At 58.7% G+C, this 13713-nt stretch carries 14 protein-coding genes; 5 read left to right on the top strand and 9 right to left on the bottom strand.

Annotated features, from left to right (window positions below; translation table 11 throughout):
- The first annotated feature begins 35 nt into the window (after positions 1 to 35).
- From KO536_RS15495 to KO536_RS15485, 3 genes are all read left to right on the top strand, one after another.
- Positions 36 to 560: a CMD domain-containing protein gene (locus tag KO536_RS15495; protein ID WP_219262337.1), complete on the top strand. Its 525-nt coding sequence runs from the start codon at positions 36 to 38 to the stop codon at positions 558 to 560.
- A complete protein-coding gene (locus tag KO536_RS15490) occupies positions 557 to 1144 on the top strand; it encodes a peroxidase-related enzyme (protein ID WP_219262336.1) in 588 nt (195 codons plus the stop codon). The genes KO536_RS15495 and KO536_RS15490 overlap by 4 nt, the downstream gene beginning before the upstream one ends.
- 228 nt (positions 1145 to 1372) lie before the next feature.
- Complete coding sequence (locus KO536_RS15485; protein WP_219262335.1) at positions 1373 to 2254, top strand: LysR family transcriptional regulator; 882 nt, start codon at positions 1373 to 1375, stop codon at positions 2252 to 2254.
- A 31-nt stretch (positions 2255 to 2285) separates the two neighbouring features.
- On the opposite strand, the gene KO536_RS15480 is transcribed toward KO536_RS15485, so the two are convergent.
- Positions 2286 to 2906 carry a LysE family translocator gene (locus tag KO536_RS15480; protein ID WP_219262334.1) on the bottom strand — a complete coding sequence of 207 codons (621 nt, stop codon included), beginning with the start codon at positions 2904 to 2906 and terminating at the stop codon, positions 2286 to 2288.
- A gap of 363 nt (positions 2907 to 3269) precedes the next feature.
- Here KO536_RS15480 and KO536_RS15475 point away from each other — a divergent pair, with 363 nt between their 5' ends.
- Positions 3270 to 3449 carry a CsbD family protein gene (locus KO536_RS15475; protein WP_219262333.1) on the top strand — a complete coding sequence of 60 codons (180 nt, stop codon included), beginning with the start codon at positions 3270 to 3272 and terminating at the stop codon, positions 3447 to 3449.
- Between the two features lie 149 nt (positions 3450 to 3598).
- Here the strand turns inward: KO536_RS15475 and KO536_RS15470 are convergent, their stop codons facing one another.
- The 8 genes from KO536_RS15470 to KO536_RS15435 all read right to left on the bottom strand — a co-directional run bounded on the left by KO536_RS15470 (position 3599) and on the right by KO536_RS15435 (position 12125).
- A complete protein-coding gene (locus tag KO536_RS15470) occupies positions 3599 to 4189 on the bottom strand; it encodes a TetR/AcrR family transcriptional regulator (protein WP_219262332.1) in 591 nt (196 codons plus the stop codon).
- Positions 4186 to 5826: an AMP-binding protein gene (locus KO536_RS15465; RefSeq protein WP_219262331.1), complete on the bottom strand. Its 1641-nt coding sequence runs from the start codon at positions 5824 to 5826 to the stop codon at positions 4186 to 4188. Before KO536_RS15465 ends, KO536_RS15470 begins: the two co-directional genes overlap by 4 nt.
- A gap of 92 nt (positions 5827 to 5918) precedes the next feature.
- Complete coding sequence (locus KO536_RS15460; RefSeq protein ID WP_219262330.1) at positions 5919 to 7178, bottom strand: GTP-binding protein; 1260 nt, start codon at positions 7176 to 7178, stop codon at positions 5919 to 5921.
- A complete protein-coding gene (gene nthB / locus KO536_RS15455) occupies positions 7175 to 7837 on the bottom strand; it encodes a nitrile hydratase subunit beta (RefSeq protein WP_219262329.1) in 663 nt (220 codons plus the stop codon). Before nthB ends, KO536_RS15460 begins: the two co-directional genes overlap by 4 nt.
- Before the next feature lie 41 nt (positions 7838 to 7878).
- Entirely contained in the window at positions 7879 to 8481 is a 603-nt protein-coding gene (nthA, locus tag KO536_RS15450) for a nitrile hydratase subunit alpha (RefSeq protein WP_219262328.1), read from the bottom strand.
- Between the two features lie 79 nt (positions 8482 to 8560).
- The gene (locus KO536_RS15445) at positions 8561 to 10075 is read right to left on the bottom strand and encodes an amidase (RefSeq protein WP_219262327.1); all 1515 of its coding nucleotides are present in this window, start codon (positions 10073 to 10075) and stop codon (positions 8561 to 8563) included.
- 116 nt (positions 10076 to 10191) lie between these two features.
- Entirely contained in the window at positions 10192 to 11061 is an 870-nt protein-coding gene (locus KO536_RS15440; protein ID WP_219262326.1) for a transporter, read from the bottom strand.
- A complete protein-coding gene (locus KO536_RS15435; RefSeq protein ID WP_219262325.1) occupies positions 11058 to 12125 on the bottom strand; it encodes a phenylacetaldoxime dehydratase family protein in 1068 nt (355 codons plus the stop codon). Before KO536_RS15435 ends, KO536_RS15440 begins: the two co-directional genes overlap by 4 nt.
- Positions 12126 to 12683: 558 nt before the next feature.
- Here KO536_RS15435 and KO536_RS15430 point away from each other — a divergent pair.
- Positions 12684 to 13619, top strand: a complete 936-nt coding sequence (locus tag KO536_RS15430) for a helix-turn-helix domain-containing protein (RefSeq protein WP_219262324.1) — start codon at positions 12684 to 12686, stop codon at positions 13617 to 13619.
- Positions 13620 to 13713 lie beyond the last annotated feature (94 nt).

Below are 13713 nucleotides of genomic sequence, written 5' to 3'. Positions count from 1 at the left end.
CGCAACGCTCGCCCCATAGCCTTGAAGGACGTCTCATGACCTCAACCGTTGAACCCGCTGCAGATTTGCTCGACAGCCTGCTGCACATCCAGCCCGGAAGTCATCTGCACGCCGTACGCCATGCCCGGGGCAAGGTCGCCTCGGCGACACAGGGCAGCCACGATGTGTTTTTTGATCCGGCACTTGAAAACAACCTGTCACTGACCGAGCGCCTGTGGGTGGCTTACTACGCCGCGCGCCTGACACCCCACGGGACGTTGACCGCACACTACCTTGAGCAGTTGCACGTGCTGGGCGGGGATAACACTGTGCAGGCGGCCATCGATTCGGGGGCTATTGAAGCACTCGGCGATGCGCGCCTGCGGGGGATTTTGCGCTTCACCCAAACCTTGATCGAGTCTCCGGTGCACGGTGATCAGGCGGCCTTGCAAGCGCTTCAACAGGAAGGCTTGGGCACTGCCGAAATCGTTGTGCTGGCGCAACTGATCGCCTTCATGTCCTACCAGGTACGTCTGGCCGCCGGGCTCGACGCGTTACTGTCAGCGGGAGCCGCCAGATGAGCGACCTTATTCGCAGCCACGGATTCACCAACGAAGCACTGGGCTGGAAAGCCTGGCTGCCCACTGTCGACTTGAGCAGCGCCACGGACGAGCAAGTGGCCGTGCTGCAAGAGAGCCATCCCCAGGCTCTGACATCGGACTACTACCTGACACTGGCCCATCACCCCGAGATCCTTCGCCAGCGTTCCCAGGCATTCAACGCCATCATGTATGCACCGGGCGGTTTGTCCCGTGCCGAACGTGAACTGGCGAGCACCGTCGTGTCGCGGGTCAATCGATGCGTGTACTGCGCCTCGGTACATGCCCAGCGGTTCGAGCAACTGGCCAAGCGCAACGACGTGATCAGCGAGGTGTTTGCCGACCCTGCAACGGCGGGTACGACAGACAGGGAAAAGGCGATTGTGCAATTCGCCATTGACCTGACCCTGGAGCCATCGTCGCTCAGCGCCGGTCACATCCAAACGCTTCGCGACCAAGGGCTGGACGACGCACAGGTGTTGGACCTGATCCACGCGATCTCGATTTTCGCATGGGCCAATCGACTGATGTTGAACCTGGGTGAGCCGGTGTTTAGCGCGCCTTAGTGCTTGAGCATTGCCACAAACCCATGGGCTGACTCTTCAAGGGCAGCCTGGCAAAGCCATAAAAAATCCCGTTTAATGACAGCAATGTTGTTCACATAAGCGATTTATGCCTCTGTGGGAGCGTTGCTCTTAATGACAGGCGGGTTTACAAAAAATTAACGTGACCTCACATTCTTCCGCACAGAAACATGTTGGGATCGATTTTCCATTGTTGAGTACTTCGTCAGCGTGAATTGGGATGATCTGAAAGTCTTTATCTTCGTCGCCAAGTCGAACAACGTGACCGAGGCTGCACACTCGCTCAATGTTTCGGCATCGACGGTGTCGCGCAAGATCGCCGCACTTGAAGATTCGCTCAGTACCGTGTTGTTCTTGAAAAAGACCAACGGCTACTTCCTGACGCAAGCTGGCAGGGCACTGCTTCCACTGGCGCTAGAGACGCAGGAGCGTTTCAAGCTCATTGAGCGACAGATGTCGCAGCCTGGCAATCGAATGGCTGGGCAGGTGCGTATCGATTGCCCGGAGCTGATGGGCACGCACCTGATCATTCCCGGGCTGGCGGATTTTCGGGATCAATACCCCGGTATCAGCTTCGACTTCGTCAACACGGCGGTGTCTTCAAAACTCACGCAAAGCCACAGCGACATCATTGTCCGATTGCGCAGACCAGAAAACGGCAACTTCACCATGCGCCGGGTCGGGACCCTGATGCAGGGTCTTTTTTGTTCTGAAGGTTATGCCGCTGCCAACAGGCTGCCCGAAACGCCTGAAGACTTGAAACACCATCACTTGATTGGCTGGACTGAGGACATGGCCTATATGCCGCTCGCGCAATGGCTCAAGGAGGTGAGCCGCGACCAGACGCTCTGGATGCGCGCGCCCAACCTCACTGCCCAGCTCAAGGCTGTGGAAGCGGGTCTTGGCATTGCCGTGCTGCCGACCTATGTTGCACACCAGTCAGGCCTGCGCCAGGTCCTGGCCGATCGCCCCCTGCACAGCTCCGAAATCTGGCTTCTGCGCAATCAGGCTACGCAAGGCATAGGCCGCGTCGATCAAGTGGTGGATTATCTGATTGAGCTATTGCACAGCAAAACGGCCGCCATGCACTAGCAACCTCTGGTCGCGGGGTCATGGAGACGGCTTAAAACGACACCGTGCGCAGGAAAATCCAGAACGCTACCGCGATCAGCATCAGCCCAAACACCACGTTCTGGAACACCAGCAGCCTGGGCCGCGCCTGGATCAGTTTCTGCACGGTCGATCCCATCGATACCCAGATGACGTGCGAGCAGAAATTCAGCGAAATCAGGGCCGCGCTCAAGATCAACACGACGCTGCTGCTTGTCTCACCAGAAGGCGTGAAGGTGGAAAACATCACCAGCAACATCACGATTCCTTGAACATTGCCCAACTGCACGACGATGCCATCTCGAAACTGCAAGTGTATGGGGTTGTCGCCGGGTGCCTTCAGCGGGCGACCCAGCAGCCGCACCCCAAGCCACAGAATATAAAGGCTGCCCAGCACCTGCAGTACCCAGACCAGCCTCGGGTTGTTCATCAGCGTGTGGTAAAGGCCTAGCCCGACCAGCATCGCCAACAGGAAATACGTGATGTCCAGGCCTGCGATAAACCGGACTGAACGCCGTACACCGCTCTGTGCACCGGAGGTTGCAACCATCAAGTTGCCAGGACCTGCACTCAGGGTCAGCGGGGCCATGGTCGACAGCCAAAGCAGCCAGTTGATGCTTAAAATTTCTTGCACGCTCTAATCCTCGAACACGGCATGGACTGCACTCTCTCAAGTCTAATTTGCGCTCACTTGGAACGTTATCGCCAAGCGTGCAAAACGGTCTTTCATAAATGGGGTAAGCCCCGGCATTCTGGATGTGGCGAACTGGTTTGAAACCATTGCCGAGAACGTCTACCCACACTGTCGGGTTCTACGACATCGAATCAAGGCATAGAGGCTGTGGGTTGAAACGCCCTGGTGCACGGCTGTTTGCGCACCGCTTGATTGCCTTGCGCCACTGACGGGCGGTCTTCATAAAAGTGGAACTCCCACCCACGACCGCCAGTCAATTTTTATGTCCAGACAGGACACCTATTTCTAACCGGGAGAAACTCCATGAGTGGCACTTCAGACAAAATCAAAGGCCTGGCCAACGAAGCAATCGGTAATGTGAAGCAAGGTGTGGGCAAGGCTACAGGAAGTGAAAAACTGCAGGTCGAAGGGAAGATCCAGGAAAAGAAAGGTGAAGCCCAGCAAGTGGTTGGCAAGGTCAAAGACGCCGTAGGCAAGAAGTAGCTTTGGGCAACGTTCACTTTTGGGGGCACGCCGTTTTTTTAATGACAGACGTGCCCCCAGTTGAATCAGGTTTGCGAACGATCACGAGTGGTGATTCCTGACAGAGATCAAGATGAATTCGGATGGATTTCAGATCTTGGTACGGGTACTCAAGGCAGGGAGTTAATTGCTTGTAATACCGCATCGGCGATGGTCTTCGTAATGATTCTGCGATGAGAGTCATCAATCATCGGGCTTAACCACGCAGGCAGGCTATTCAGCATGGGTAGAATGGCGGTGAGCGCACTCGCGCGCAACGGCCCGCCAGGCTGATGGCCTAGTTGGCCGACCAATTTCATGAATTCTGACTCATAGGCGCGCCTCAGTTGCTCAACGCTTGCCTGCATCGGGGCGCCCAGGCAATTAGAGTCCATGACCGCTAACTTGAAGTGCCCGGTCATGTGTTCATGCAATTGAAGATGGCCTTCGATCAGTTTTGTCACGCGTTGCGCAGGCGTCAATCTTCGCGTTTTGATCAGGTCAACGTGCGACAGCAACGCCTGATACAGCTCCATCAGCCATTCAAACAGCATTGCCTCCTTGCTCTCTACGTGGTGATAAATCGCTCCCGGGCTAATTCCAAGGTGCGCCGCCAGTTCACGCATGCTGACCTGGCCGAAGCTACGCTCCTTGAACAACTCAAGGGCCCTGCGCTGAAACTCCGATCGGCTCAGCACAGGAACTGTCCGTCCCTGGGTCATGTGTCGAGTGCTTGTTGTCTGGCAATTTCCTGGTTGCGCAGAATGAACCGCTGCAACTTGCCACTGGGCGTCTTGGGCAGTTGTTCGACGAACTCGATTTCACGTGGGTACGCATGTGCAGCCAGGCGCAGTCGGACGTGCAGACGCAGGACTTCAGCCAGTTCAGCACTTTGCGGATACTGAGTGTTCAGCACGACAAACGCCTTGATCAGCTCGGTGCGCTGCGGGTCGGGTTTACCGATCACGGCGGCTTCGACCACCGCGGGGTGTTCGATGAGCGCACTTTCCACATCGAAAGGCCCGACGCGATAGCCGGACGTGGTAATCACGTCGTCGTTGCGGCCGACGAAGCTGATACTGCCGTCTTCATTAAGCTCTACAACATCACCACTCAAATAGTAACGGCCGACAAAAGCCTTGGTGGGCATGCCGGAGTACCCCCTGAACCAGCATAGGGGCGAGCGCTCGCGATCCACCGCGAGCACGCCGGGATGGCCTGCTGGCAATTCCTGATGCGCTGTATCCAGCACGACAATCCGGTACCCCGGAACCGCATAACCGGCAGAGCCTTCACGAATCGGGTGCTGTAACCCGTGGTGATTGCACAGCACCATGCCGATTTCGGTCTGGCCGTAATGGTCGTGGATGACCACGCCGAGCTGTTGCGTAAACCAGCGAATGACTTGCGGGTTGAGCGGCTCACCGGCGCTGCTTACGACCCGCAGGTGGCCGCGCACCGCGTCGGCGAACTCGGCCTGCGCAGCGATCAGCAGCCGATACGCCGTCGGCGAACCGGCCAGATTACTGATCCCATACTTGGCAATGATTCGGCGGGTGCTTTCTACACTGAACGGGCCTTCATAGAAGAGGGTGGCGTGACCACACCCCAGAGGCCCGGTCACTGCGTAATACAGGCCATACGCCCAGCCCGGGTCGGCGAGGTTCCAGAAATGGTCGTCCTCGCGCAGGTCGATCGCGTCACGCATATAGCCCTTGAAGGCCAGGATGGCGCTTAAAGGCACCTCCAACGGTTTGGCCGGCCCAGTGGTTCCTGAGGTGCACATCAGCAGGAAGGGTGCGCTGGCGTCCAGCAGTTCAGGCGCGCAATCTGCTTGTTGGCGATCCAGTGCGCTCCAGAAATCGTAATCGCCAGGGTGCTGCAGGGCGCGGTCGGTCACGATAATGTGTGGGCAGTCGGTGACGTCGTCCAGCTTGGGACGATTGAGGGCGTCGGTCACGATCCAGCGTGCCTTCGAGCAACCCAATCGCTGCTCGATCGCCTTGGGACCGAATGCGGTAAAGAGCGGCTGGTAGACCGCCCCGATGCGCCAGGTGCCCAGAATGGCAATCAACAGTTCAACCGTGCGTGGCATCAGGCCCGCGACACGGTCTCCCGGCCGGACCCCTTGCTCCCGCAGAAAATTGCCAAAGCGCGCAGCGTGTGCCTGCAGTTCGCTGAAGGTGTAGTGCGTGGCGCGACCGTCCTGCGTTTCGCAATACAACGCCACGGCATTACCGTGGGCGTGCCGGTCGCAGCATTCGATGCAGGCGTTCAAGGCATTCATCTCGCCGTGCAAGTCCTGGGCGGCGAGTTGTAAATAATCGAAGGAGGTCACTGCTGAGTCGTAATCGCGCATAACATACCTGGTGTTATTGTTGGAATATGTGCTGTACCCGCGCCCATCGCACCGGTGCTCTGGTGTGACTGGCTGGAACACCTCTACCTCGGTCAAATGGAGTCAGCCAACAAGACTTGCGTCGGGCTGGCCGACAAAGCACGGGTGTCAAAGGCTTTCGCCCCCGACAGGGATTGCCATGCCGACGGGCCTTCGGCGATTTCCCGGGCGCTGAGCAGGCAGCGGTCGAGTTCGCGTTGCAACGCCTGGGTATCGAGGCCCTGGCCGATAAAAACCAGCTCCTGCCGACAGTCGCCGACCATGCTGTCCCACTTGGTCATGATGCTTTGCAACCGATACTCATCCCGCGGCCATTGAGACTGCTCGATGAAGTTCCACCAATGCCCCAGAAAGTCCCACTGAAACTGTTTGCCGCTTTGCACCAGCAAGCCGGTTTCCAGGTGTCGGCTGGCCAGCCAGAAGTAACCTTTGCTACGTAACAGGCGTCCGTTGCTCCAGGGACGGTTGAGAAAGTCGAGCAAGCGCTGGGGGTGAAAAGGGGCACGCTCGCGGTACACCCAAGACGTCACGCCATAGGTGTCGGATTCGGAGGCCGGTGCGTCTTCAGACGCCAACTTCCTCATCCAGCCTGGCGAAGCTGCCAGACTGGGTAAATCAAACAGGTGGGTACCGAGAATGCTGGATAACCCGACGTTACCCTGGGTCATCGGCATGATCCGCGCGGTCGGGTTAAGGCCGGCAAGGATCCCATGCACTGCCTGGTAACCCGGCTCGTCGACCAGGTCCAGTTTGTTGACGAGAATGACGTTGGCGTACTCCACCTGTTCAATCAGAAGATCAGCCAGATGGCGTTTGGGGGCGTCCTGCTGTGCGTCGTCGCGGGCCAGGGTGTCCGGTGACTCCAGCAACGCCTGAAAACGGCTGCCATCGACCACCGTTACCAGAGTATCGAGCCGCGCCAGTTCGCTCAGGCTGAAGCCCTCTGCGTCAAGGAAGGCGAACGTCTCCGCGACCGGCATCGGCTCCGAGATCCCCGTGGACTCGATGAGCAGGTAGTCGAAGCGTTGCTGACGTGCCAGCTTGCTGATCTGATCGAGCAAATCGGCGCGCAACGTGCAGCAGATGCAGCCATTGCTCATCTCGATCAACTCATCGCGGCCACGGTGCAGCGACACATCGCGCTGCACCTCTGCGGCATCGATGTTGACCTCGCTCATATCATTGACGATGATCGCCACTCTCAGCCCTTCGCGATTGCGCAGTATATGGTTGAGCAGGGTGGTCTTGCCGGCGCCGAGGAAGCCGGAAAGCACGGTCACCGGCAGTCGGCCCGCCTGGGCGCCGTCCATCATGGGTTCACCGCTCGACTGCCCTCGGCGAGGTTCAGGTAGCTTTCGAACAGGTCGACCACCACGAAACCCTCGTCTGCTGCGTCGCCCCACAGATCTTTCGTGCGGAACTCGACGTGGTAGGTCGGCTGATGCGCCGCGCTCGTATCGCCATGGCCAATCGCGTCCGGGAATGGCCATTCTTGTGATGTGCGATGCAACACCACACCTTGCTTGCCGCGCACGTAGGCCGGCATGCGGATATGCCCGGCCACATACTCGTCCCGCACGACCACCCGGTCGCCGACCTCAAAGGGGGCTCGACCGGTGATTGCCGGGCGACCTTCAGCATGCGCCGGGTTCGCCAGCTTGAAGTGGGAACCCAGCGCCTGGTCGAGTTCTGCCTGGGTGATGACACCTGTTTCGACCAGCAGGGTGGCGGTCGCAATGACATAGCGTTCGTAGTACTGGGTGCCGACATGTTGGCGAACATCCAGGCGTTCGACGGCGTGACGCACTTCGTCCACGCTGAACTTTTTCAAGTGATCGGCACCGATAAACATCAAGCTGTAGGCCAGGTGCTCCCAGTCCTGCTTGAACACCTGTTTGTAGCTCAGGCTATTGATGGTGTGAGGGACTTTGCCAAAGCCTTGGAAACCGCCGAGATCGTGAAAGCCATCCATAATTGAAACTCCGGGAATTGAACGATGATGCGCTGTTTTTCTCAGTCAACGCGGGGCAGGGCGACGCCGATCAGCACGTCTTTGGTCACGAGTGTCTGAAGCTGCTCCTCACTCATGTGCCCGGAGCCTTCAGGCCTGACTGGCAACACCAGATAGCGGCTTTCGGCGCTGGTATCCCACACCTTGACCACCACGTCGCTCGGCAGCTCCGTTCCCAGTTCGCGCAATACGGTGCGTCCCTCCCGGACCAGGCGGGCACGAAACTCAAAGCCCTTGTACCACTCGGGTGGCAGGCCGAGCACAGGCCAGTTCGTGCAGGAGCACAGGCTGCAGACAATGACGTTCTTCAACTCGGGCGTATCTTCCAGGGCGACGATGTATTCGCCCTGCGGGCCGGTATAGCCGAACTGTGCACACGCGGCGGTGCCGTCCTTGATTAACAGCGCCCGGAACTGCGGATCGACCCAGGCCCTGGCGACCACGCGGGCACCGTTTTCCGGACTCCAGCCGTGCTCCATCAACTGCGTGAGCTGCTCGACGTAACCCTGCGGTATGAGCTCCTTGCTCTTGAGGACTTGAAACAATGCCCGGGCCCGTTCACCGGGCGTTGAAGTGCATTCAGGCGTGGAAATGGATGGACTCATTGGGTATCTCCTGTCAGTCAACTCGGTTGTGGTGCGATTGAAGCGTGCCGGTCGTTCTTATGGTTTTTTAGGTAAAAGTTCAGAGCGTGCGCCAGTCCACCGAGGCTTCAAATGCCGCCGCCGCCTGATAAATCGTGCCTTCGCCATAGTGCCTGGCAACCAGCATCAGCCCGACGGGCAGGCCGTCCACCAGCCCGCACGGGATCGACATGGCCGGGTGCCCCGTGATGTCCTGAGGTGCGGTGTTGCCGATCATTTCCAGCGCCCGCACCACGTATTCCGAGATCGAGCAGTCCGCCGGCGGATGGGGTTGGGCCGTGATGGGCGTGGTCGGCATCACCAGCAGGTCATAGGTCTGCAGCGCCTTGTCATAGCCTTGTCGGGCAAAGCGGGCGAGGTTTTGTGCCTTGGCGTAGTAACGCCCGTTGTAGTGGTTCAGGCCGTACTGGCCGACGAACATGCACAGCTTGAGCGACGCGGATAATTGGTCGGCCTGCTCGCGCCAGCCTGCTTGTTTGTCCAGCAGGCCGACGTCGTACAGGCCTTTCCAGTTAAAGCCCGCCCCGTTGCCATGCATCATCTGCATGGTCAAGCCTTCGCAGCCGATGGGGTGCCACAACGATCCCGCCAGATTGTGTTCGGGAATGGATACCGGCTCGACATGGGCACCCAGCGCCTCGAGGCGGGCGAGGGCCTCGCGCACCTTATCCGCCACGCGGGGATCCTGGTTGGCCAGCTCAAATCCTTCCTGCAGCACACCGATGGTGAGTCCGCTCACACCTCGCGCCAGGTAGCTGCAATAGTCATCGACCTGAGGCGCCGCCTGGCGTGGGTCGAGTCCATCCGAGCCGGCCATGGCCTGTAGCATCAGTGCGTTGTCGCGCACGTTGGCGGTGATGGGGCCGACATGATCGATCGTTGCTTCAATCGCCATGATGCCGGTGTAGGGCACCAAACCATGGGTCGGCTTCATGCCGTAGGTCCCGCAGAAGGCCGACGGGATGCGTATGGACCCGCCCTGATCACCGCCCACGGCGATGTCCACCTCTCCGGCGGCTACCAGTGCGGCACTGCCCGACGAGGAGCCGCCAGCGGCATAACCGTGGCGATGGGGGTTGTGCACCGGGGCTGGATCAGAGGTGTGGCTGCCGCCTGACAAGCAGTAGTGCTCGCAGGTGGCTTTGCCGAGGATGGTTGCGCCGGCATCGAGCAAACGAGTGACCACGGTGGCATCGAAACCCGGTACAAAGCCTTCCAGTGGTGCGGCGCCGTTCATCATGGGCACGCCGGCCAGGGAAACGTTGTCTTTGAGCGCGACGGTTTTGCCGGCCAGCAGGCCCTCACGGGCACCATTGACTTCCGTGCGGTAGTACCAGGCGTTAAGCTGATTTTCCTTGTCAGAGGGACGATAGCCCGCACTGCGGTCGTAACGTATGAGCGGAACGAAATCACACAGCTCGTCGACCAGGTCGTATGCATCGAAACTCGGTTGCATCAGGTCCAGATAGGACGCCGCCTGCTCGGGGGTCAGTTGCATGTTCAATTGGGCCGCGATGGCTAAGAGCTGATCAAGCGTGGGACGAATAATGGCCATGATTTTCCTGTCTTTAATCAATTCAGTCCGGGTAGCAATGGCGACCAAATTAGGCCTCTATCGCCGTGTTCGCATGGTTGAGCAGGACACTCACTTGGTTGAGAAAGACATCGGTTTCAGAACACTTTCAACACGCGCAGATTCAGGCGTGCGCCTTCCTTGAAACCTTGCTCAACCTCGATGTCCTTGCCGAGCTGAGCCTGGATCTGCAGGGTTGAGTCGATGAAGTGAGTGACCGTGAAGCGGGCGTAGGACGTCGAGATACCATCGTGCTGGTCAACGCCGTCGATGGTGGTCGCGGCTCCGCTGACGTAACCCCCTCCGAGTGCGAATGTGGTGCTTGGCGTCCAGTTGTAGCGCACGGCCGCCTGGTACTCGTAGCGCGTGTTTTCTTCGAGTTTCGCGCGGGTGGCGCCGAAGTCGTTATTGGCCGAGACCCAGGACACGTCCGCGACGGTGTCCAACGCCCATTGCGCTGAGAAGTGGTGGATATAGGCCGCTTGTAGCGTCGCCCGCCAGCGGTTCTCGCCCAGGTTCAAGGCATCATTTTTGTTGTAGCTGCCGACGGGGATGTACAGGTAAGGGGCGAGGGCAAACACATCTTTGTTTGCGGTAGGTAATGTCCACTTGAGCGGGGCGGTGATGATCGGGTCACCCACACCATGGGTGTCGCCCAGTGCGCCGACATCGCCCGAGGCGTTCATATAGCCGAACGGCAGCAATATCTGCGGTTCCCAGGAGAGATTCTCGGAAAGGCCTATGGCATGGATATAACGCAAGATGCCCACGTCGGAGCTGAGCTTGGCGTTGTCGGAGGCTCGATGGCCATTCTGATAAAGATCGGACCTGTCGGCGTGCTGGTAGTAAAACAGCACTGCATCGGCCCCTGCGGGCAGCGGTTCGAAATCCCCTGGCGATACTTCAATGGCCTGGCTTTTTGCAAACGGCAACATCCCCAGCACAAGTACGAATCGACTCAGCTTCATGGTCGCTCTCCTTGCGCGAGAACCGCATCGCGTAGCATTCCGGTGTGCGGATGGCAGTTGATGTACTCGAAGATCTGGCTTTTTGCGTCCGATACCGACACTTCGTGGTACAGCCGCAACTTCTTCAAGCCTGCGGCCACACGGAAAAACGTCACGAAAATACGCAGGTGGGTCGGATGGGATTCGGCCCAGCGTTCGAGTTTCTCCACCGAGCGCCAGTGGCCGATGTTGTAGCTGACGTCGAGAAAATTGCCGTCCATGTCGATATTGCGTACGAACCGGTTGCTGTAGCAGCCCAACGCTTGGCCGTTGTCACGCAGGAAGTCCATGCCGTCCTGCAACGTCGGCAGGATCTCGTCGAGGTACAGAGAGCGCTCGTCCGCCTCGGCGTCCGCCCAGTCCTGGCCGGAGCGAATCAACGTGAGGTTGTCATGCCCCAGCACCACGACCCGTCCGCCTTTGGCGGGATCACCGGCGATCACTTGCAGCTCATTCGCAGGCTTCATCCAGTCTGTTTGCGAGATGGGGAAGCGGTCGCGCATCGAGCCCCAGTAACCGTGCTCTTCGATCTCGCCACTGGTCGCATCCATCACCGCACCGACACCTGGCAGGTTCTCCTGAAAGGCGTACAGCGTCTCGAACTGCTCGGCGCGCGGTGCGCTGATTTCACGAAAATAGCCAAGGCCGTCGTTGAGCCTGTCCTGTGACGTCCACCTGTCGTTCACCGGCGCGCAGCGCAACCAGCGACAGTAGGCAGCCGGGTCTTTCCAGTAGCCAACCACAATCAAGTTATCAAAGCCGCTGCTGTCGGTGTGGTGGGTCATATCGTGGGTCTGCGGGCCGTCGGCCAGGCTGAAACTGGTGACGATGAGACGCATGGCCAGGAGTGCCGCTTCGCGCTGCGCCTCGCCTCGATACTGCACGCCGAGGTAGGCCATCACCACTTGTTCCAACTGCTCGTCGGCGCGTGCAACCCACATCGCAAAGGGCGGTTGGTACTCTTCGGGCACGCGGCGAGACAGGGTGCGTGGGCATTTGAGATGTGTGTCGATTGCAGATTCCATCTTGAGCTCCTTGTTATTTTTGTTCAGGCCTGCGGGTGGGCATCAGTGCTTGACGACTGGCCGCGCTTGGCGATCTGTCGTCGGTGCAGCAGCTTCATGGCCCCCCATTCGATCAACCAAAAATCCGACTCTTCAGGCACGAGGTCGCGCCTTTGCAGGAGCCAGGAAAAATCAGCCAATTGTTGTGAGCAGTGTCGATGCATGGCGTGCCTCATCAGCAGGGGGTGTGAGCTGCTGTGAGGTGGAAATTAGGCGTGACGGCGAGGAGCCGCTTGGTTAGCCGAGACAACCGTTTGGCTGGAAAAGACAACGTCGCAAGGGACCCCCCACCCCTGATCAGTGAGGGTGCGCCAGTGTCGAAAGCCCGGGGTTCTGTGCCTCTTAAGTGGGACGATGAGAGCGCTGACAGCCATGCTTGGGCGCAGGCAACCGGATGAGAATGGTGACGTTGAGTGCGTGAGGGCGACCGTCAATGTGCTTGGCCTGTTAATTGCTATGCTGGCAAGCCGGTTACACCTTTTTCAGCTCTTACTGCAACGCTGTACCGAGGTCAGTGCCATGAATTCAAGCACTCAGTATTCGACCCTTGCCGTTGCTGCACCCCGTCGCTTTGATTACTGGAAAGAAGTGGTGTGCCGCCATTGCCTGGCGGCCGATAGCAAACCCCTGTCCCAGAGCAGTTTCGATGGCGCGCTCGCGATCAATGCATTAGGCGGTCTGGACATCTGTTCACTGTCATCGCCACTGCATTACTGGGAGCGCTCGGAGCGTCATCTACGTAGTGGTCCGGCCGAAGATTTATGGTTGGGTTTCGCTCGAAATGGCCATGGCCAAATTGAGCAGGGCGGAAGAAAAGCCAGCCTGGCTGCTGGCAACTTGTTTCTTTATGACGCAACTCAAGCGTTTCGATTCAGCTTCGGTGGTACCGAAAACCACCTGGTCCGTATTCCGCGAGCTTTGCTGACCGAACGTCTGCCGCGTATTGCGGAGTACACCGCGATGGTCCTCGACGACCGGCGGCCAGGGGTGATCCCGTTGCGTGAAATGTTGCGTCAGGCGGCATGCAAGCCTGCGTCGTTGCAGGATGAGGGCATTTCCAGTCGTTATTCAGGAGCATTGCTCGACCTGCTGGTGATCAGTCTGGAACTCCAGGACCTGAAGACTACACACCAAGAGCTGGACCTCTACGGCCGCATCATGCAGTACATCCAACGGCACCTGACTGAGCCGGACCTGTCGATTGAAGTCATCGCTCAAGCCCACAATGTGTCCACCCGCACCGTCACGCGCGCCTTCGCGCGGTACCAGAAAACCCCCGTGGCAGAGATTTGGAAAGAGCGCTTGAATGCCAGTCGTGAAGCGATTGAACGCGGCCAGGTTCGCAGCGTGTCCGAGGCAGCGCTGGACTTCGGGTTTTCTGACTTCTCCCATTTCAGTCATGCGTTTCGCAAGGCGTTTGGTGTGGCGCCGAATACGCTGTTACGCCGCGATTGAAATAGCAGGTTTTACTCTGGTTCGCTGGATACCGTCGGTACCCTTTTCGCAGGCGCATGGATGCGGATACGGCCAGCTTTGTTCTACTCGGGAA

Source organism: Pseudomonas sp. NKUCC02_KPG, from assembly GCF_019345465.1.
Taxonomy (GTDB): Bacteria; Pseudomonadota; Gammaproteobacteria; order Pseudomonadales; family Pseudomonadaceae; genus Aquipseudomonas.
This window is presented reverse-complemented; position numbering and strand designations above follow the sequence as displayed.

What these genes read in the sequence shown, in the direction of transcription:
- KO536_RS15470 (WP_219262332.1), bottom strand. Translation starts at nt 4,189, where the DNA reads ATGACCCAGGGACGGACAGTTCCTGTGCTGAGCCGATCGGAGTTTCAG.
- nthA (WP_219262328.1), bottom strand. Translation starts at nt 8,481, where the DNA reads ATGAGTCCATCCATTTCCACGCCTGAATGCACTTCAACGCCCGGTGAA.
- KO536_RS15475 (WP_219262333.1), top strand. Translation starts at nt 3,270, where the DNA reads ATGAGTGGCACTTCAGACAAAATCAAAGGCCTGGCCAACGAAGCAATC.
- KO536_RS15430 (WP_219262324.1), top strand. Translation starts at nt 12,684, where the DNA reads ATGAATTCAAGCACTCAGTATTCGACCCTTGCCGTTGCTGCACCCCGT.
- KO536_RS15440 (WP_219262326.1), bottom strand. Translation starts at nt 11,061, where the DNA reads ATGAAGCTGAGTCGATTCGTACTTGTGCTGGGGATGTTGCCGTTTGCA.
- KO536_RS15435 (WP_219262325.1), bottom strand. Translation starts at nt 12,125, where the DNA reads ATGGAATCTGCAATCGACACACATCTCAAATGCCCACGCACCCTGTCT.
- KO536_RS15490 (WP_219262336.1), top strand. Translation starts at nt 557, where the DNA reads ATGAGCGACCTTATTCGCAGCCACGGATTCACCAACGAAGCACTGGGC.
- KO536_RS15465 (WP_219262331.1), bottom strand. Translation starts at nt 5,826, where the DNA reads ATGCGCGATTACGACTCAGCAGTGACCTCCTTCGATTATTTACAACTC.
- nthB (WP_219262329.1), bottom strand. Translation starts at nt 7,837, where the DNA reads ATGGATGGCTTTCACGATCTCGGCGGTTTCCAAGGCTTTGGCAAAGTC.
- KO536_RS15445 (WP_219262327.1), bottom strand. Translation starts at nt 10,075, where the DNA reads ATGGCCATTATTCGTCCCACGCTTGATCAGCTCTTAGCCATCGCGGCC.
- KO536_RS15460 (WP_219262330.1), bottom strand. Translation starts at nt 7,178, where the DNA reads ATGATGGACGGCGCCCAGGCGGGCCGACTGCCGGTGACCGTGCTTTCC.
- KO536_RS15495 (WP_219262337.1), top strand. Translation starts at nt 36, where the DNA reads ATGACCTCAACCGTTGAACCCGCTGCAGATTTGCTCGACAGCCTGCTG.